This is a genomic window from Sphingomonas sp. Leaf357, from assembly GCF_001423845.1.
In the GTDB taxonomy this organism is placed as follows: domain Bacteria; phylum Pseudomonadota; class Alphaproteobacteria; order Sphingomonadales; family Sphingomonadaceae; genus Sphingomonas.
Genome location: NZ_LMPM01000003.1, coordinates 1 through 18458, shown reverse-complemented (window position 1 = coordinate 18458; position 18458 = coordinate 1). Strand labels below are relative to the sequence as shown.

Sequence of the window (18458 nt, the reverse complement as noted above, 5' to 3'; positions counted from 1 at the left end):
TGACCAGCCCCCGGGTCGGTAGTGCGCTGCCGGTCCGGGGTTCGCCAAGAGCCTAACCGCAGGCTCCGAAATAGAAACGCCTCCCTGGCTCGGCCGGGGAGGCGTTTCTTTTGATGTCCTGCGTCAGGCCTGAGCGTCCTTGCGTCGTCGCAGGAAGTCGAAGAACTCCACGCCTTCGCGCAGACGCCGCTTCATCATGTTCCAGTCGCGCAGCATCTCGCTGACGATCGACCAGATCTTGGACGGGCGGAAGTAAAAGCGCTTGTAGAACTCCTCGACCTTGTCGAAGATCACCGCCGCCGGCAGATGCGGGTAGCTGAGCTGGGCGATCTGATTGCCGCCATCGGTCAGCAAGTGATCGGTGCCGTCGAACCACCCATTCTCGGTCGCCTGCTTGAACAGGAACGTGCCGGGGTAGGGCGCGGCCAGCGACACCTGGATCGTGTGCGGATCGATCTCCTTGGCGTAATTGATCGTCTCTTCGATCGTCTCCTCCGTCTCGCCGGGCAGACCGAGGATGAAGGTGCCGTGGATGACGATGCCGAGCGCGTGGCAATCCTTGGTGAACTGCCGCGCGACATCGGTGCGCAGGCCCTTTTTGATATTGTGCAGGATCTGCTGGTTGCCGCTTTCATACCCGACGAGCAGCAGGCGCAGGCCGTTCTCCTTCAGGATCTTCAGCGTCTTGTACGGCACATTGGCCTTGGCGTTGCACGACCAGGTGATACCGAGCTTGCCCAATTCCATCGCCAGCGCTTCGACGCGCGGTAGATTGTCGGTCAGCGTGTCGTCGTCGAAGAAGATCTCTTTGGTCTGCGGCATTTCCCGCATGACGTACTTCACCTCTTCGATGACATGCGGGATCGATCGGGTACGGTAATTGTGCCCGCCCACCGTCTGCGGCCAGAGGCAGAATGTGCAGCGGCTCTTGCACCCGCGCCCGGTGTAGAACGACACATAGGGGTGGAGCAGATAGCCGCCGAAATACTTCTCCATCACCAGATCGCGCTTGTAGATCGGCGAGACGAAGGGGAGGCTGTCCATATTCTCGAGGACCGCGCGATCCTTGTTGTGGATGATCGTGCCGTCATCGTCGCGCCACGATATGCCCTCCACCTCGCGCAGCGGCATGCCGTTGGCCACGTCGAGAATCGTGAAGTCGAATTCGTTGCGCGCGACGAAATCGATCGCGGTCGATGTTTCCAGCACCTTTGTCGATTCGACCGCCGCCTTTGCACCGATGAAACCGATCCGGATCGCGGGGTTGCGCTGCTTGATCAACTCCGCAGTGCGCACGTCCTGGCCGAAGCTGGGCGTCGAGGTGTGCAGGATGACGAGATCGCGCTCGTCCATCTCGTGCTTGATATCGTCCCAGCTCTGGTCGTGGGCGGGGGCGTCGATCAGCTTGGAGCCCTCGACCAAAGCGGCGGGCTGCGCGAGCCAGGTCGGATACCAGAACGACTTTACTTCGCGCTTCATCTGATAGCGCGCGCCGGCACCGCCGTCATAACCATCGAAGGAAGGGGCCTGCAAAAACAAGGTGCGCAACGTCATGCGGAAATCTCCGGGCCGGAAGAAACTTGGCCATCCCGCTCCATTCTAAGCGTGCTGCCGCGCCAATCAACCGATGTCGCGAAGAAGCTTGCGATAAATCCTGCGAAAGTCAGGCAATCGCGCACCGGAAGCAGGAGCGGCGGGACCGGCCATTGGCCGGAAACGCGACGGATCGCGGCGATCAGAATGAGGCGGGAGGCGAGGGCGGCAAGCAGCGCCCAGCCGCCGATCGCCGGGATCAGCGCGGTGGCGAGCAGCGCGATCGGCACCGGCATGGCGATCACGCCAGCGGTATATCCGATCGGCTCGACGCCGAGGATCGTCGCGCCCCAGCGCACCTCGTGCCGCCAGAGATCGGCGAAACTCGCGTCGATGCCGGCATGGGTGACAAGCATCGGCGGCACGACGACCTTCTGTTCTTGCGCGAGGATCGCTTGGCCGATCGCGTAATCGTCGGCCAGCGTGTCGGCGAATGCCGCGAACCCGCCGATCGCCGCCAGCGTTTCGGCGCGAAGCGCGATCGTCGATCCCATGCACGGCGTGGCGAGGCCCCTGCTCGCGCCGAAGATGACGCCGGGGAGCAAGTGCCAGTCGAGCCCCGCCGCGCCGAATCGCGACCAGAACCCGGCATCGCCGCGCCCGACATAGGCGGCCGTCACCGCGCCGACGTCTGGCGCATCGAGCGCGTCGAGCAAGCGTGCGAGGTAATCTGGCCTGACGGCGATGTCGCTGTCGCTCAGGATCAGGATCGGGTGCCGGGCGTGCGGGGTCATGTTGATCAGGTTTGAGATCTTGCCGTTCGCGCCGTGCCGGGTGGGGTCGATGACAAGATCGATCTGCGCGCTCGGATAAGCAGATCGCAGGCGATCGACCACCGCGATCGCTGCATCGTCGGCGCGCTGCACGCCGAGCAGGAGTTGGACCGGGCCATCGTGATCGAGCTTGAGGAAAGTTGCGAGATTATCGAACAGCCGGGGTTCTACGCCGTAAAGCGGTTTGAGCAGGGTGACGGCATCGCTCCTGCTCGGGGCAGGCAGCGCCCGGGCGAAAAAGCGTGCGAACACGACTGCCGCTGCCACAGTGTAGAGCGCGCCAACCACCACGATCACCACCAGGATCCAGCCGAAAATGGCGGCAATGTGCGCTGGCGTCATGCCTGCTCTCTATCGCGCCGCGCGCGTCCTGTGTAGACCGCGCACCGTGAACGAAGCGTCGGATATCATTCTCGTCACCGGGGTTTCGGGGTTCGTGGGATCGGCGGTCGCCCGCGCCCTCGCCGCGAAGGGCTATCAGGTGCGCGGACTGGTGCGCGCATCCAGCCCGCGCGCCAATCTGACCGACTTTCCCGGCACGTTGATCGAAGGCGATGCGCTCGATCCCGCCGCCATGGCGCGGGCGATGTCCGGGGTGCGACACCTGTTCCACGTCGCCGCCGACTACCGCATCTGGGCACCCGATCCGGAGGAGATCGTGCGCAACAATCTCGCCAGCACGCGCGTGGTGATGCAGGCGGCGCTGGGTGCCGGGGTCGAGCGGATCGTCTATACCAGCAGCGTCGCGACGTTGCGCCCCGATCCCGCCGGACCGGCCGACGAGACCCGGCCCGCCACGCCGGAACAGGCGGTCGGCGCGTACAAGCGCAGCAAGGTCGTCGCCGAACGGCTGGTCGAATCGATGGTCGCGGACGGGTTGCCGGCGGTGATCGTCAATCCCTCCACGCCGATCGGCCCGCGCGACGTGCGTCCGACGCCGACCGGGCGGATCATCGTCGAGGCGGCGAACGGGCGGATGCCGGCGTTCCTCGATAGCGGGCTGAACCTCGTCCATGTCGACGACGTGGCAGCCGGGCACATCGCGGCGTGGCAGCGCGGGCGGATCGGCGAGCGCTACATTCTCGGCGGGCAGGATGTGAGCCTCGGCGCGATGCTGGCGGAGATCGCCGCGCGGGTCGGGCGCAAGCCGCCGACGATGGCGATCCCGCGCCGCCCGCTATTCCCCCTGGCCTATGCCAACGAGGCGCTGGCGCGGATCACCGGCAAGGAACCGTTCCTGACGATCGACTCGCTGCGCATGGCCAAGCACAAGATGTTTTTCAGCTCGGCCAAGGCCGAAGCCGAACTCGGCTACACCGCGCGCCCCTGGGCCGAGGCGGTCGGTGACGCGCTGGACTGGTTCCGCGCTGCCGGAGCGATCGCATGATCGCCATCGGCATCGTCTCACTGGCGATCTGGCTGGTGCTGGTGTTCGCGCGGCACGGTTTCTGGCGGACGCGTGAGCGCGACACGCGCGATCTGCCCCCGCTGCCGGCGCACTGGCCCGCCGTCACCGCGATCGTCCCGGCGCGCGACGAGGCGGAGGTGATCGCCGAGTCGATCGGCAGCCTGTTGGCGCAGGACTATCCGGGCGAGTTCCGCGTCATCCTCGTGGACGATTCGAGCAGCGACGGGACGGCCGAGATCGCGCGCCGGTCGAGCGGGGCAGGGCGGCTGGAGATCCTGAGCGGCCAGCCGCTGCCGCGCGGGTGGACCGGCAAGCTCTGGGCGGTGTCTCAAGGCGTCGAACAGGCAGGCGAGACGCCCGAACATCTCTGGCTGACCGATGCTGACATCGCCCATGCGCCCGACACGCTCGCCACACTCGTCGCTCGCGGCGAGGCCGGCGACCTCGCGCTCGTTTCCCTGATGGCGAAGCTCCGCTGCACGAGCTTCGCCGAACGCGCACTGATTCCGGCGTTCGTGTTCTTCTTTCAACTGCTCTATCCGTTCGCCCGCGTAAACCGCCCCGGCGGGATCGGCGCGGCGGCGGGTGGTTGCATGCTGGTGCGACGCGAGGCCCTGGCCGCGGCGGGCGGTATCGCCGCGATCCGGGGCGCGCTGATCGACGATTGCGCCATGGGCGCGGCGCTCAAGCGGCAGGGGCCGATCTGGCTCGGCCTGACCAATCGGTCGCGCAGCATCCGGGCCTATGATACCGCCGACACGATCGCGGCGATGATCTCGCGTTCGGCCTATGCGCAACTCGGCTATTCGCCGCTCCTGCTGGTCGGCACGCTGGTCGGGCTCGCCTTGGTTTACGCCGCGCCGCCCGCGCTAACTTTTTTTGGCCATGGCTGGACACAGGCATGCGGGCTGGCCGCCTGGGCGCTGATGGCGCTGGCCTTCCAGCCGATGCTGCGTTTCTACCACCGTTCGGCCCTCTGGGGTGTCGCGCTGCCGGGAATCGCGGCTTTCTACGCCGGCTGCACCTTGCTATCGGCGTGGCAATATTATCGTGGGCGTGGCGGAACTTGGAAAGGTCGTACACAGGCGAACGCATGACCAATGTCGGCCCCGATCTCGCCTCCGGCAAGGGGCATCGCGACGAGAATTTCCCGGTCGCCAGCGTCCTGCTGAGCGCCGAACATCGCGCTCCGATCATGGCGTTCTACCGCTTCGCACGGGCGGCCGACGACATCGCCGATCATGAGAGCGCCACGCCGGAACAGAAGCTCGCCCGGCTGGCGTTTATGCGGGCCGGACTGGACGGTGCCGCGAACGGCGCGCCCGAGGCGTTGGCGTTGCGAAACGTCATGGCCGAGCGTGGGCTCGATGCCGTCCATGCCCGCGACCTGCTCGTCGCGTTCGAGCGTGACGTGACGGTCGATCGCTGTGTCGATTGGGCCGCGTTGATCGACTATTGCCGCTACTCGGCGATGCCGGTCGGGCGCTTCGTGCTGGATGTCCATGGCGAGGATCGCGCGATCTGGCCGGCCAACGATGCGCTGTGCGCGGCGTTGCAGGTCGTCAATCATCTGCAGGATTGCGGCAAGGACTATCGCACGATCCGCCGCGTCTATCTGCCGCTCGACACGCTGGCCGAGCATGGCGCGCGCGTGGAGGATCTGGACGCGACACATGCGACACCGGCGTTGCGTAGTGCGATCGTCGCGCTTGCCGGGCGGACGCGCGAACTGCTCGCCCAATCCGCGCCGTTCGCGCGCCTGATTCGCGATCGCAAGCTTGCCGCCGAAGTGGCGGTGATCCAGCGGCTGGCGGAAAGCCTGGCCGAGCGGCTCGAGCATCGCGATCCGCTGAGCGAGCGCGTGCATCACGGCAAGGCCGAGGCCGCATTGCTCGCCGCCCGCGCCGCCTTGCCCGTCCTGTTCCGGCGCGCGGCATGAACCCGGATTCCACCCCCGGCGCACTGCAGAAGCAGGTTTCCGGCAGTTCCTTCTACGCGGGCATGCGCGTGCTGCCCAAGGCCGAGCGCGAGGCGATGTACGCGATCTACGGCTTCTGCCGGCTGGTCGACGACATCGCCGACGACGAACGGGGCAATCGCGCGGAACGTGCCGCCGCGCTCGACGTCTGGCGGCGCGACATCGCCTCGCTCTATGCCGGCGGCGATCCGGGGCAGGCGGAACTGGTTGCAAAAGCGGTGCGCCGTTTCGGGCTGAAGCAGGAGGATTTTCTTGCCGTGATCGACGGCATGGCGATGGACGTGGCGCGAGATATCCGTTGGCCCCCCCTCGTGGAACTCGATCTCTATTGCGACCGCGTCGCCTCGGCGGTCGGGCGGCTGTCGGTGCGGGTGTTCGGGATGGACGAGGCGCCGGGCATCGACCTCGCCTTCCACCTCGGGCGCGCGCTGCAACTCACCAACATCCTGCGCGATCTCGACGAGGACGCCGCGATCGGGCGCGTCTATCTGCCGGCCGAGGCGATCATCGCGGCAGGCATCACGTTCACCACGCCGGTCGAGGTGGTCGGCGACCCCCGCATCGATCTCGCCGCCCGGCAGGTCGCCGCGATCGCGCACGGGCATTATGCCAAGGCACACGCGATCCTCGCCACGCGCCCGCGCGGGCATCTGCTCGCGCCGCGCCTGATGGAGGCGGTCTATGCCAAGGTGCTGGCGCGAACCGAGGCGATCGGCTGGGCACCGCCGCGTATTCGCGTCAAGATGTCCAAGCCGGAATTGCTATGGACCGTCGTGCGTCTCGGCCTGACGCGTTGAGCATCGCGCGCGTGACGATTGCCGGGGCGGGGCTGGCAGGGTTGTCCGCCGCCGTCGCGTTGAAGCAGGCCGGGCTGGCGGTGCGGATCTCGGATTCGGCCGCGCAGCCCGGGGGGCGGTGCCGGTCGTATTTCGATCCGCAGCTTGGCCAGACGATCGACAACGGCAATCACCTCGTCCTATCGGGCAACCAGGCGGTAGCCCGCTTTCGGTCGGCGATCGGCGCGGATGTGCCGCTGGCCGGGCCGGAGCAGGCCGATTTCGACTTCTGCGATATCGTCAGCGGCGCGCGTTGGACGGTGCGGATCAACGACGGGCGCGCGCCGTGGTGGGTGCTGGACAAGCACCGTCGCGTGCCGGGCAGCGGCCCGATCGATTATCTTCCGATCCTGCGCCTGCTGATGGCGCGCAAGGGGCGGGTGGACGAACATTTCACCACGATCGGGCCGGTCTGGGATCGGTTGCTCGAACCGGTTCTGCTCGCCGTGCTCAACACCGCCGCCGGCGAGGGATCGGCGCTGCTCACCCGCAATGCCCTGCGGGAGACGGTCGCGGTGGGCGGCGCGGCGATGCGTCCACTGATCGCCGAGCCGACTTTGGCGGCAGCGTTCGGCGATCCTGCCTCGACCTGGCTGGCGGGGCAGGGGGCGCCAGTGGAAATCGGGCGCCGATTGCGCGCGATCGGGTTCGATGGCGATCGCGTCGTCAGTCTCGATTGGGGGGCGGGCGTGGAGCCGGTCGAGGCCGACGAAGCAGTGATCCTCGCCGTACCGCCCTGGGTCGCTACGGCTCTGGTTCCGGATCTCGAAGCGCCCGACGAATTCCGCGCGATCGTCAACGGACACTTCGCGTTCCCCGCGCCGCACGATGCCCCGAAGATGCTCGGCCTGATCGGTGCGACGGCCGAATGGGTGTTCGCCTTTCCCGATCGATTGTCCGTGACGGTCAGCGCCGCCGATGCATTGGTCGATCGCGACCGTGAGGAACTGGCGCGCATCTTCTGGGCGGACATCTGCACGGCGCTGAAGATCGATGCGCTCATGCCGGCATGGCAGATCGTCAAGGAAAAGCGCGCCACCTTCGCCGCGACGCCGGAGCAGGATGCCAAGCGCCCGCCCGCCGCCACGCGCTGGCGCAACCTGTTCCTTGCCGGGGATTGGACGCAGACCGGCCTTCCCGCGACGATCGAAGGCGCTTTGCGGTCGGGCGAAACCGCAGCACGCTTGGCGATCGGCGCGCGGTCAGGGTAACAGGCCCGATGCACGCGCCGCTCGACCCCATGACCGCCCTCGACCGATCGATCGATCGCGCCACCGCCGCCTTAGCGCGGGCGCAGCAGCCGGACGGCCACTGGGTATTCGAGCTGGAGGCCGACGCAACGATCCCGGCGGAATATGTGCTGCTGCGACATTATCTCGGCGAGGCCGTCGATGCCGTGCTGGAGGCGAAGATCGCCACCTATCTGCGCCGCATCCAATCTGCCGAGCATAGCGGTTGGGGCCTGTTTCACGGCGGCGCGTTCGATGTCAGCGCCAGCGTGAAGGCTTATTATGCGCTCAAGATGATCGGCGACCCGGTGAATGCGCCGCACATGGCTAGCGCGCGTGCCGCGATCCTCGCCGCGGGCGGGGCGGCGGCGAGCAACGTCTTCACGCGCATCCAGCTCGCTTTATTCGGTGCCGGTCCCTGGGCGACCGTGCCGACCATGCCGCCGGAACTGATCCTGCTGCCGCGCTGGTTCCCGATCCATTTGTCGAAGATGTCCTATTGGGCGCGAACCGTGGTGGTGCCGCTGCTGGTGCTAGGCGCGGTGCAGCCGGTCGCGCGCAATGCGCTCGGGGTGACGGTCGACGAACTCTATACCGGCGCGAAGGTCCGGGCCGGAAGCAAGGCGGCGGACCCGAAATGGCTATGGACCAAGGGGTTCAACGCGCTCGATCGGATGCTGAAGGCTGGTAACGGATTGTGGCCCAAGGCGCTCCGCCAGCGCGCGATCGATACCTGCGTCGCGTGGGTCCGCGAGCGGCTGAACGGTGTGGACGGGCTGGGCGCGATCTACCCCGCGATGGCGAACAGCGTGATGATGTTCGATTGCCTCGGCATCGGCGCGGACGACCCGCGCCGCGCCATCGCGCGGGAATCGGTCGAGCGGTTGTTGGTGATCGGCGATGACGAGGCCTATTGCCAGCCCTGCGTGTCGCCGGTGTGGGATACGGCGCTGGCCGCGCATGCGATGTTGGAGGCGGGCGGCGACAACGAACCGCTGGCCGATCGCGCGCTGGAATGGTTGAGGCCGCGTCAAGTGCTCGACGTCTCAGGCGATTGGGCGGAGGAACGCCCGGGGGTCCGGCCCGGCGGCTGGGCATTCCAGTACAATAACGATCACTATCCCGATCTGGACGACACCGCCGTGGTGGTGATGGCGATGGATCGCGCGCGTGGGCGCTCCGGCGAGTACGACACGGCGATCGACCGTGGCGTCGAATGGACCGTCGGGCTGCAATCCAAGGATGGCGGGTGGGGGGCGTTCGATGCCGACAACGCCTATACCTATCTCAACAACCTGCCCTTCGCCGATCACGGTGCGCTGCTCGACCCGCCGACCGCCGACGTCACCGCGCGCTGCGTGTCGATGCTGGCGCAACTCGGCGAGCGCGATAGCCCTCGCATGAAAGCCGCGCTGGCATGGCTGGAGCGCGAGCAGGAGCCGGACGGCAGCTGGTTCGGGCGCTGGGGCGTGAATTACGTTTATGGCACATGGTCGGTGCTGTGCGCGCTCAACGCCGCCGGATTGCCGCCGGAACATCCGATGGTCGCCAGGGCGATAGGCTGGCTGAAGACGATCCAGAACCCGGACGGTGGCTGGGGCGAGGATTGCGACAGCTACGCGCTCGATCGCACCGGTCATGTGCCCGCACCGTCCACCGCATCGCAGACGGGCTGGGCGTTGCTCGGCCTGATGGCGGCGGGAGAGGTCGATGCGGAGGCGGTCGCACGCGGCGTGGCCTGGCTGGCCCAACATCAGCAGGACGAAGGGCTTTGGGGACAGGAGATGTACACCGGCGGCGGCTTCCCGCGCGTATTCTATCTACGCTATCACGGCTATCCGAAATATTTCCCGCTCTGGGCGATGGCGCGCTATCGCAACCTCAAGCGGTCCAATTCGGCGCGCGTGGAGTGCGGAATGTGAGGTTTGAAGCTTTGACCCCGTTCGGGCTGAGCTCGTCGAAGCCCAAGTGCGGCGCGTGCCCTTCGACGGGCGCATGTCGAACGGATGTTGGAATGGCGAGGAAATGATCGGCCACGTCGTCGTCGCCACCGGGTTCAACCGCGAGGTCGCCACACTTCGCCAGTCGGGCATCGTCGTCGTCGCTGGCGGAGGCGATCCGGTTGGGTTGCGCGCGAAGATCGAGGCCGCGGCAGCCGGCGCGGCCGGTATCCTGAGCTACGGGATGACCGGGGCGCTCGCTGACGGGCTGGCGATCGGTGACTGGGTGGTCGGGAATCGGCTGTCCGGCGCGATCGACATTGAGTGCGATCCCGACTGGGCCTCGGCGTTGCAGGCGCGGCTGCCCGGGGCGCGGCTCGGTGGGTTTTTCGCCGATGGGCGCATGATCGATAGCGTTGCCGAGAAACTGGCGCTTGGCGTGACGCACGAGGCGCTGGCGGTCGATATGGAAAGCCACGTCGCCGCGGCCGTCGCCATGCAACGCGGCCTGCCGTTCGCGATCGTACGCTGCATCTCGGACGGCGCGCGCCACATGCTGCCGCATGCGATCACGGTGTCGATGCGCCCCGATGGCGGTGTGGACGCGAAGGCGATGCTGCGCTCGCTCGCCGCCCGGCCCGGTCAGGCGGCGGACATTGCCCGGACCACCGCGGGCTTTACCAGGGCGATGCGCGAATTGAAGCGCGGGGCGATCATGATCGGTCCACGGATGGCCTTGCCTCGCTGAAGCTAATTGACTTTGGTTTGAGCCGCCTTCCCCCCATCGTCATTCCCGCGAAGGCGGGAATCCATACTGGCTGAACCAAGTGAGTCTCACAAAGTGCAATGATTACGGATTCCGCCTTCGCGGGAATGACGGAGGATGTGGTTCAACCTCATGTCATCACGCTCTAGGCAGCGGTCGCCGGCAGCGTCATTTCTTGGCCGGCGGCGGCGCGGGGTTCGCCTTCTGGATTTCCATCGCGATGCCCTGCATCATGCGCTGGTTTTCCTGGAGGACCTTCGCACAGGCGGTCATCACCGGCCCGCTATTGTCCTTGTTGAGCGTCTTCGCCTGCGCGACGATCTGCGCTTTGATCTGGGCGGGCGACATGCGCGCGCTGATGCGCCCGGAAAAATACAATCCGGTCGCCTGAGCCACCGCCTTTTTCTTCACGTCCGGCTCGACCCGCGAAAAGACGTTCGAGACGAGGATGCAACGCACGTCCGACCCGGCGTCCTGCGCCGAGGCCGGGGTGGCGAAAACCAGGCCGAGGCTCAGCGCCACGGACGATACGATACAAGTCCGCATATGCTTGATCCTTCAAAACGAAAAAGTCGGGGCGATTACGCCGCGCGCTGTACCCGCTTGAACCCTTCCGGGTCTGCCGCCTTGATCTTGGCCAGTTCGCGCTCGACATGGGTCGAATGCACATCCTCGGCGCGGCGCTGGTTTGAGATGTCGATATCGGGTGCCATCGGGCCGTCGGTGCGCACGCCCTTGCGCCCGATCTGGAACATCTTGAGCGGATGGCGGATCGAATCCGTCGCGGCGGTGCCTTCGAAGCCGCAATGGACCATGCAGTCGGCGCACTTCTCGTACTTGCCGACACCGTATTGATCCCATTCCGTGCCTTCCATCAACTCGGCGAAACTCTGCACATAGCCTTCGCCGACGAGGTAGCACGGCTTCTGCCAGCCGAAGACGGTCTTCAGCGGCATCGACCAGGGTGTGCATTCGTAGGTCTGGTTGCCCGCGAGGAAATCGAGGAACAAAGGCGAATTGGTGAAGCTCCACGCCTTGCCGCCGTCGCCCTTGGCGAACACGTCGCGGAAGAATTGCTTGGTGCGCGTGCGGTTGAAGAAATGCTCCTGATCGGCGGCGCGCTCGTAAGCATAGCCCGGCGAGATCGTGATCTCGACGCCATGCTCCTCCATCGTGTCGAAGAAGGCGGCGAGCCGATCCGAATTCGCGCCGTCGAACACCGTGCAATTGACCTGAACGCGGAAGCCCTTGGCCTTGGCCAGCTCGATCGCCTCGATCGCCACCTCATACGTGCCGTCCTGATCGACGGCATGGTCGTGCATGCCCTTGTCGCCGTCGAGATGGATCGACCAGGTGAAGAAGGGCGACGGCTTATACTGGTCGATCTTCTTCTTCATCAGCAATGCGTTGGTGCACAGGATGACGAACTTCTTCTTGGCGATATAGCCTTCGACGATCTTCGGCATGTCGCGGTGGAGCAAAGGCTCGCCGCCGGCGATCGACACGGCGGGGGCGCCGCATTCGTCGATCGCGGCCATGCATTCGTCATAGCTCAGCCGCTGGTTGAGGATCGCGTCCGGATAATCGATCTTGCCGCAGCCGGGACAGGCCAGATTGCAGCGCAACAGCGGCTCGAGCATGAGCACGAGCGGATACCTGCCGCCCTTGATATGGTTCTTGAGCGTGTAGGCGCCGATGCGCACCAGCGGGGACAGAGGAAGGGTCATGCTTGTTGTCCTACGGCGCGCGCTTCGCGCATCTTCTGGGGCCGCAGTTCGGGCGGCAGGCTGAATTCGACATTCTCTTCTACGCCATCCAGTTGCGAAACGCGAACGTTGCGGAAGGTGGAAAGCGCGGCGATGACGCTGTCGACCAGTTCGTCGGGGGCGGATGCGCCCGCCGTGATGCCGACGGCGGCAACACCCTGCAACCAGGCCGGATCGACCTCGCTGCCATCGGCGACCAGATAGCTGGGCAGGCCCATCTCCACGCCGATCTCGCGCAGGCGGCTGGAATTGGAGCTGTTCGATGCGCCCACCACGATCAACAGGTCGCTGACCCGCGCCAGGTCGCGCACCGCGGTCTGCCGGTTCTGCGTGGCGTAGCAGATCTCGGACACGTCCGGCCCGATCACGTCGGCGAAGCGATCGTTCAGCGCGGCGATGACGCTGCGGGTATCGTCCACGCTCAGCGTAGTCTGCGTGACATAGGCGATCGGCGTGTCGAGCGCGATCGGCAACGCGACGACATCGGCGACGGTGGAGACGAGATGGATTGGCGCATCCACCTGGCCCATCGTGCCTTCGACCTCGGCATGGCCTTCATGCCCGATCAGTACGAGCGTGCGGTTCGACTTGGCATAGCGACGGCCCTGGATATGCACCTTGGTGACGAGCGGGCAGGTGGCGTCGATCACCGGCAGGCCGCGCTCCGCCGCCTCGGTTTCCACCGCGCGCGCCACGCCGTGCGCGCTGAAGATAGTCAGCGCGCCGGCCGGAATCTCGGACAGTTCGTCGACGAAGATCGCACCCTTGCGGCGGAGCTTGTCCACGACATGCCGGTTGTGGACGATCTCGTGCCGGACGTAGACCGGTGCCTGTTCCCGCTCCAGCGCGCGCTCCACGATGTCGATCGCCCGCACCACGCCGGCGCAGAAGCCGCGGGGCTTCGCCAGGATGATCTGCAGAATGTCGTCCGTGCCGCGGCCGGTCGCACTGCCCTGCGTATTGGTCGTCCGTTCGTGCAAGTCGAGCACCCTTCCGTCGTGTCCAAACCGGCTGATGCCGCATTGATATGCCCAGATTATGGCAAGTCGGAATCGAAACGCCAACCTCGCAGCGTGACAATTTTTTGCATCGCAGCAACATGTCATTATTTGACCTCGCGCAGGCTGGACCATGTTTGGGGCGGGCCGTATGGGGAGGACGATTAGAGGAGCTGAGTAAAATGCGTCATCTTTTCATCGCCATGGTCGCGCTGCTCGGCCCTGTTGCCGCACCGGCCGGCGCATCGGCTCAGGCGGCCGATCCCGCCCAAGCGACGGTCAAGGCGCTCGACGACGGTCTGATCGCGATCATGAAGGCCGGCAAGGCGGCGGGCACGAAGGGGCGCGCCGCTACGATCGGTCCGGTGATCGACCGGGCGTACGACCTGCCGTTGATGACCCGCCTGTCGATCGGATCGGTCTGGACGACGATCAAGCCGGCCGATCAGGCCGCACTGACCGCGGCGTTCCGGCGCATGACGATCGGCCAATATGCCACGAATTTCAACGATTTCTCCGGCCAGTCCTTCACCATCGATCCCAAGGTCGAAGTGCGTGGCGGCGACCGGCTGGTGCGCACGACGCTGAACGATCCGAAGGGCGAGAAGGTCGCGATCTCCTATCGCCTGCGCAATTCGGGCGGCGCATGGAAGATCATCGACGTCTTCTATCGCAATTCGATCAGCCAGTTGGCGATCCGGCGGTCCGATTTCGCCGGTGTGCTGCAATCGGGTGGTGCGAAGGCGCTCGTGGCGCATCTCGACGCCCTGTCGTCCAAATCCGAATCGGCGAAGGCCGGCGGTTGACGCTTTCGGCGTTGATTCCCGCGCTGTTGCTGGTCGGCGCGCCGGCATCTGGGGACGCGCGCCCCGCCGTGGTCGCGGCTAGCGCCGAGGCGGCAAAGCTGTCCGAACAAGCGCAGGATGCGCCGCCGGCACCCGTCGCGGAGGTCGCGGCGCCGGTGGAGCCCCTGGTCTCCACCCCGCGTCATCACGCGAAGGGCGACCCGTTGGAGGGCTTCAACCGCGGCATGTTCGGCGTGCATCAGAAGTTCGATCGCGCGATCTTCCGGCCCGCCGGCATGGGCTACAGGAAGGTCGTGCCCAAGCCGGTGCGCGGCGGACTGCGGCATTTCTTCAGCAATCTCGGCGAGCCGATCGTCTTCCTGAACTATCTGCTGCAATTGAAGCCGGGCAAGGCGATCGAGACGCTGGCGCGCTTCTCGATCAATTCCACGCTCGGGCTGGGCGGCGTGCTGGACGTCGCGAAATTGCCGGGCGTCAGCCTCCCGCATCGCGACAATGGCCTGGGCGATACACTCGGTTATTACGGCGTGAAGCCAGGGCCGTACCTTTTCCTGCCGCTGGTCGGACCGAGCAGCCTGCGCGATTTTCTCGGCGGGCAAGCGGACGGCTTGGTCCTGCCGCTGGCGGTGGGCAAGCCGTTCGATCGGTTGGAATATCAGGTGCCGAGGGCGGTGATCACCGGCCTCGACCTGCGCGCCGAATCCGACGACGAACTCAAGGCGCTGTTCGACGGCGCGGTGGATCCCTACGCCACGCTGCGCTCGGCCTATCAGCAGAGCCGGCAGGGCGAGATCGACGCGTTGCGCGGCAAGGCGAGCGCTGCGGGTCCGGCGGAATTGGGCGACGATCTCGCCGATCCGGCGGCCGGGCAGGGCGCTAAGCCCGCCACGCCGGAATTGTCCGATCCTATGACCGATCCGGCGGCTCCGCCTGCGACCGATGCGCCAAAGCCCGAAGCCGCGCCGAAGGAACTGGCCGATCCGCTAGCCGACCCGGCTCAACCCGCGCCTAAACCCTGACCACCTCATTCTGAGGTGCCTTCCCCTCCGTTCGCCCTGAGCCTGTCGAAGGGCGTGTTCGGGGCATGTGCTTCGACAGGCTCGGCACGAACGGTGGGGGGCAGTGCAGTGTCAGATCACCGTCGCTTGGCGGGCGGCCCGAGCAACGCCGGCTCGAAGATCAGCGCGCACACCAGGGTCCACGCTAGCGAGATCATCAGGATCTTGCCCATGCTCGCGGTGCCCGGGTGGTGCGACAACCACAGGCTCCCGAACGCGGTACCGGTTGCCAGCGCGCTGAACAGCACGGCGCGCGCCAGGCTCGATTGCAGCAGGTCGGTCGCCCCGCCGCGCCAGGCCATCACGAAATAGATGTGAAACGCCACGCCCACCCCGAACAACAACGGAAGCGCGATGATGTTGGCGAAGTTGATCGGCTGTCCGATGACGACGCAGGTGCCGAGCGTGAGGAAGATCGACAGGATCACCGGTGCGAGCGTGAACGCTACCTCGCGCACGTCCCGCAGCACCGCGAACAGCAACAGGCTGACCAGCACGAACGCGATCACCCCGGCCTGCACGAAGGCCCCCGCGATTGTCGCCGCCGCCGCCTGAGTCGCGACCGGCAGGCCGGAGACGTTCGGCGTCACCGTGCCGACCGCCGCGCGGAAGCGCTTCATCACGGCATTGTCGTTGGCATCGCCCGAGGGGAATACCTCCAGCCGATAGCGCCCGTCCGGCGTTCGCCAGTCGCGCGCCATATCGGCAGGCAGCGAAGCGAGCGTTACCGGCTCGGCCTGCAACAGGCCGCGGATCTGGTCGAGCATCGTGCCGAGCGGCTGGGCGAGCATCGCCTCGACCTTCGCACGTTGCTCCGCCTTACCGCGCGCGAGACGTCCGAACGCGGCGGACAGCGCGCGCGCCTCGCTCGCGCCCGGCCCCGGATGAGCGGACGCCGCCTGGGCGAGCCGGGTCGAAAGCGCGGTCAGCGCCTGCACGCGCGCGGCATCGTCAGGTGCGGGTGCGATGTCGAACGGGTTGATCGTGACGTCGAGCAGCAACGCCGCATCCGAGATTGCGGCCAGCTTGGGCGGCTGATCCTCCGGCACGAAGCTGTCGAGCGAGACGACCTGCTTGACCTCGGGCAGGGCCGACAACCGCTTCGCCAACGCGCTCGCCGTCGCCTTGTCGGGGGCCAGCACGCCGATCGTATTCGGTGTACGGTCCGGATCGCGCGTCAGGTCGGTCAGCGTGCGCATCGCCGGGCTGGCCGGATCGCGCAGGTCGAGCGGGTTGAAGTCGAACGTCACCCACGGCAGCAGCGCGATGCTCAGCGCCATCGACGCGGCGAACGCCCACAGCACCGTGCGCCGCCGCCGTTCCAGCCAGCAATCGACCGGTGCCATCGCCGCGAACCCGACCTCTCGGTGTGGCGCGCCCGGCCGCAACAGCATCACCAGCGCCGGCAGCAAGGTGACGCTGAACGCCAGCGCGATGACCATGCCGATCCCGGCGATCACGCCCAGTTCCGCGATGCCGATATAGGCGGTGGGCAGAAACGCCCCGAAGCCGAGGAACACCGCGCCCGCCGCCAGCAACAACGGCACGCCCAGCGCAGCCGCCGCCCGCTGCAATGCTTCGCCGAGGCTTGCGCCCTCGGCCTGCTCCGCGTTGAACCGCACGCAGATCTGCACCCCGAAATCCACGCCGAGCCCGACGAACAGCGGAATGAAAGCGATCGAGATCAGGTTCAGCCGCCCCACCGCCATCAGCCCCGCCGCCAAAGTTGCGATCAGGCCGATCACGATCGTTGCGATGATCGCGGCGACCAGTTTCACCGATCGTGTCGCCAGCCACAAGGTCAGCAGCATCGCCGCCAGCATCACGCACGCGACCAGCCCGATATTGTCCTGCAACGTGGCGAATTCCTCGTCGGACAGCGGCACGTCGCCGGTCAGTCGTACCGTTACGCCATGCGCCTCGTTCAGTCCGAGCGCTTTGGCGGTGGCATGGACCGCCGCGCTCGCATTCTCGCCGGGCATCAGCGATCCGTAGTCGAGCACCGGCCGCACCAGGATCAGCCGCCGCGTCGGGGCGGCGAGGCTCGATCCGCCGGCCGCGAACAATGCCTGCCAGGAAAAGAAGATCGGCTCGCCCGCCAGCGACGAATCGGTCGCCTCGGCCAAGGCCCGCATCGGCGCGCGGATGTCGGCCAAGCTGGCCTGCCCGGCATCGACCCCGTCGAGCATTGTGGTCACCGCCCCCGCCACCCCGCGCAGCGACGGATCGGCGGCCAGCGGGCCGAGCAGCGGCTGGGCCTTGACCAGCGCCGCGATGGTCTGGCGCACTTCCGCCTCGGACCCGAACAGCAAGCCTTCGCGCGCGAAAAACTCGCCGCCATCGGGCCGGCGCACCGCGCGAAAATGCTTGGGATCGGCGGCGAACTTCGCAGCCAGTTTCGCCGCGCCATCTTCGGCCAGCTCGGGCGTCTTGCCGTCGATCACCACCACCATCGCATCCCGCAATTGCGGGAAGGCGTCGTCCATCGCGCGCTCGTGCTGCCGCCAGTCGACATCGGGCGAGATCAGTTCGGCAGTGTCGGTGGTCATCGCGAAATGCGATGCGGTGAACAGCAGCGCGCCGGCCGCCACGACCAGTGCGATCAGCAGGGTGATCCAGGGCCGGACGATGCTCGCCGCAACGGCGCGCGGAACGATCGCGCCGAGCTTCACTTCGCCGCCGGGCCAGACGCCCCGAGGAAGTAGCGCATGTTGAGCGCGATCGTCTGGTCGGCGCCGTTGAACGCGAACACGGCCGCGGCCCATTTCGGCGGGCTCAACCGGATCGGCGCATCGTTGGAGAAGCCGACGCCCTCCTTGGGGATGCCGAACAAAGCGCGGTCGACCTTCTTGTTGGAATTCTCGTCATGGAATGCCTGCACGGCGTAGCGCCCGGCGGGAATATTGTGCGCGACGACGATCGTCATGCCCGCGCGTGCCGGCGCATTGGCGACATAGGGGCAGTCGTCCTTCAGGAAATACGGCTCCGGGCAGATGTCGATATGCATGATGCCCTTGTCGTTGCGCACGTTACCGACCCGCACGGTCAGCGTGCCGAGTGGGGTGGGGGCGGCGCCGATGCAGGCGAGGGCGATTGCCGCCAACCCGCCTGCCATCGCCGGCCGCTTCATGCAGACGCCCCGACCACTCCAGTCGCATTATGCCTGAGTGCGGTGAGGACGGTTTCGACGATGGCGTCGGCGTCGAGCCTGGCGGCGGCATATTGCAGTTCGGGCTTGTCCTGGTCCTGGAACGCGTCGGGCAGGCGCATCGTGCGCAGTTTCAGGCCGTTGTCGATCAGCCCCTCG

Annotated in this window: 17 protein-coding genes; 9 read left to right on the top strand and 8 right to left on the bottom strand. The window is 66.6% G+C overall.

All coding sequences use genetic code 11. The annotated features are described in order from the left end of the window. Nucleotides 1–123: 123 nt before the first annotated feature. On the bottom strand, nucleotides 124–1554 hold the full coding sequence (gene hpnJ / locus ASG11_RS16655) for a hopanoid biosynthesis associated radical SAM protein HpnJ (protein WP_055782913.1): 1431 nt from the start codon (nucleotides 1552–1554) through the stop codon (nucleotides 124–126). After that, a complete protein-coding gene (gene hpnI / locus ASG11_RS16650; RefSeq protein WP_055782910.1) occupies nucleotides 1551–2708 on the bottom strand; it encodes a bacteriohopanetetrol glucosamine biosynthesis glycosyltransferase HpnI in 1158 nt (385 codons plus the stop codon). The genes hpnJ and hpnI overlap by 4 nt, the downstream gene beginning before the upstream one ends. Here hpnI and hpnA point away from each other — a divergent pair. The 7 genes from hpnA (at nucleotide 2707) to ASG11_RS16615 (ending at nucleotide 10505) form a co-directional block, all read left to right on the top strand. Further along, a complete protein-coding gene (gene hpnA, locus ASG11_RS16645) occupies nucleotides 2707–3753 on the top strand; it encodes a hopanoid-associated sugar epimerase (protein ID WP_082472932.1) in 1047 nt (348 codons plus the stop codon). The genes hpnI and hpnA overlap by 2 nt on opposite strands. Then, nucleotides 3750–4871, top strand: a complete 1122-nt coding sequence (locus ASG11_RS16640; protein ID WP_055782905.1) for a glycosyltransferase — start codon at nucleotides 3750–3752, stop codon at nucleotides 4869–4871. The genes hpnA and ASG11_RS16640 overlap by 4 nt, the downstream gene beginning before the upstream one ends. Then, nucleotides 4868–5713 (top strand): squalene synthase HpnC, encoded by an 846-nt coding sequence (hpnC, locus tag ASG11_RS16635; protein WP_055782901.1) that lies wholly within the window; start codon nucleotides 4868–4870, stop codon nucleotides 5711–5713. Before ASG11_RS16640 ends, hpnC begins: the two co-directional genes overlap by 4 nt. Further along, nucleotides 5710–6549 (top strand): presqualene diphosphate synthase HpnD, encoded by an 840-nt coding sequence (gene hpnD, locus ASG11_RS16630; RefSeq protein WP_055782898.1) that lies wholly within the window; start codon nucleotides 5710–5712, stop codon nucleotides 6547–6549. Before hpnC ends, hpnD begins: the two co-directional genes overlap by 4 nt. Then, entirely contained in the window at nucleotides 6546–7799 is a 1254-nt protein-coding gene (gene hpnE, locus ASG11_RS16625; RefSeq protein WP_236697571.1) for a hydroxysqualene dehydroxylase HpnE, read from the top strand. The genes hpnD and hpnE overlap by 4 nt, the downstream gene beginning before the upstream one ends. Before the next feature lie 29 nt (nucleotides 7800–7828). Further along, entirely contained in the window at nucleotides 7829–9739 is a 1911-nt protein-coding gene (gene shc, locus ASG11_RS16620; RefSeq protein WP_236697570.1) for a squalene--hopene cyclase, read from the top strand. A gap of 103 nt (nucleotides 9740–9842) precedes the next feature. Continuing rightward, nucleotides 9843–10505, top strand: a complete 663-nt coding sequence (locus ASG11_RS16615) for a phosphorylase family protein (RefSeq protein ID WP_156363854.1) — start codon at nucleotides 9843–9845, stop codon at nucleotides 10503–10505. 186 nt (nucleotides 10506–10691) lie between these two features. Here ASG11_RS16615 and ASG11_RS16610 read toward each other — a convergent pair whose 3' ends face one another. The 3 genes from ASG11_RS16610 to ispH are packed head-to-tail and all read right to left on the bottom strand — an operon-like array spanning nucleotide 10692 to nucleotide 13212. Beyond that, the gene (locus ASG11_RS16610) at nucleotides 10692–11069 is read right to left on the bottom strand and encodes a hypothetical protein (protein WP_082472930.1); all 378 of its coding nucleotides are present in this window, start codon (nucleotides 11067–11069) and stop codon (nucleotides 10692–10694) included. A 35-nt stretch (nucleotides 11070–11104) separates the two neighbouring features. Further along, nucleotides 11105–12250 carry an adenosyl-hopene transferase HpnH gene (gene hpnH / locus ASG11_RS16605; protein WP_055782887.1) on the bottom strand — a complete coding sequence of 382 codons (1146 nt, stop codon included), beginning with the start codon at nucleotides 12248–12250 and terminating at the stop codon, nucleotides 11105–11107. After that, on the bottom strand, nucleotides 12247–13212 hold the full coding sequence (gene ispH, locus ASG11_RS16600) for a 4-hydroxy-3-methylbut-2-enyl diphosphate reductase (RefSeq protein WP_201781374.1): 966 nt from the start codon (nucleotides 13210–13212) through the stop codon (nucleotides 12247–12249). Before ispH ends, hpnH begins: the two co-directional genes overlap by 4 nt. Nucleotides 13213–13469: 257 nt before the next feature. Between ispH and ASG11_RS16595 the strand changes: the two genes are divergently transcribed. Beyond that, on the top strand, nucleotides 13470–14093 hold the full coding sequence (locus ASG11_RS16595) for an ABC transporter substrate-binding protein (protein WP_055782882.1): 624 nt from the start codon (nucleotides 13470–13472) through the stop codon (nucleotides 14091–14093). Next, complete coding sequence (locus ASG11_RS16590) at nucleotides 14090–15112, top strand: MlaA family lipoprotein (RefSeq protein ID WP_055782880.1); 1023 nt, start codon at nucleotides 14090–14092, stop codon at nucleotides 15110–15112. The genes ASG11_RS16595 and ASG11_RS16590 overlap by 4 nt, the downstream gene beginning before the upstream one ends. 116 nt (nucleotides 15113–15228) lie before the next feature. Here ASG11_RS16590 and ASG11_RS16585 read toward each other — a convergent pair whose 3' ends face one another. The 3 genes from ASG11_RS16585 to ASG11_RS16575 all read right to left on the bottom strand — a co-directional run. Next, complete coding sequence (locus ASG11_RS16585) at nucleotides 15229–17823, bottom strand: MMPL family transporter (protein ID WP_055782877.1); 2595 nt, start codon at nucleotides 17821–17823, stop codon at nucleotides 15229–15231. Continuing rightward, entirely contained in the window at nucleotides 17820–18266 is a 447-nt protein-coding gene (locus tag ASG11_RS16580) for a DUF2141 domain-containing protein (RefSeq protein ID WP_156363877.1), read from the bottom strand. The genes ASG11_RS16585 and ASG11_RS16580 overlap by 4 nt, the downstream gene beginning before the upstream one ends. An 11-nt stretch (nucleotides 18267–18277) precedes the next feature. Continuing rightward, on the bottom strand, nucleotides 18278–18458 hold a 181-nt coding region (locus ASG11_RS16575), incomplete at its 5' end, for a hypothetical protein (protein WP_156363853.1).

Coding starts and splice junctions, on each gene's coding strand:
- hpnJ (WP_055782913.1), bottom strand. CDS start 1,554: ATGACGTTGCGCACCTTGTTTTTGCAGGCCCCTTCCTTCGATGGTTAT.
- hpnA (WP_082472932.1), top strand. CDS start 2,707: ATGCCTGCTCTCTATCGCGCCGCGCGCGTCCTGTGTAGACCGCGCACC.
- hpnI (WP_055782910.1), bottom strand. CDS start 2,708: ATGACGCCAGCGCACATTGCCGCCATTTTCGGCTGGATCCTGGTGGTG.
- ASG11_RS16640 (WP_055782905.1), top strand. CDS start 3,750: ATGATCGCCATCGGCATCGTCTCACTGGCGATCTGGCTGGTGCTGGTG.
- hpnC (WP_055782901.1), top strand. CDS start 4,868: ATGACCAATGTCGGCCCCGATCTCGCCTCCGGCAAGGGGCATCGCGAC.
- hpnD (WP_055782898.1), top strand. CDS start 5,710: ATGAACCCGGATTCCACCCCCGGCGCACTGCAGAAGCAGGTTTCCGGC.
- shc (WP_236697570.1), top strand. CDS start 7,829: ATGACCGCCCTCGACCGATCGATCGATCGCGCCACCGCCGCCTTAGCG.
- ASG11_RS16615 (WP_156363854.1), top strand. CDS start 9,843: ATGATCGGCCACGTCGTCGTCGCCACCGGGTTCAACCGCGAGGTCGCC.
- ASG11_RS16610 (WP_082472930.1), bottom strand. CDS start 11,069: ATGCGGACTTGTATCGTATCGTCCGTGGCGCTGAGCCTCGGCCTGGTT.
- hpnH (WP_055782887.1), bottom strand. CDS start 12,250: ATGACCCTTCCTCTGTCCCCGCTGGTGCGCATCGGCGCCTACACGCTC.
- ASG11_RS16595 (WP_055782882.1), top strand. CDS start 13,470: ATGCGTCATCTTTTCATCGCCATGGTCGCGCTGCTCGGCCCTGTTGCC.
- ASG11_RS16580 (WP_156363877.1), bottom strand. CDS start 18,266: ATGGCAGGCGGGTTGGCGGCAATCGCCCTCGCCTGCATCGGCGCCGCC.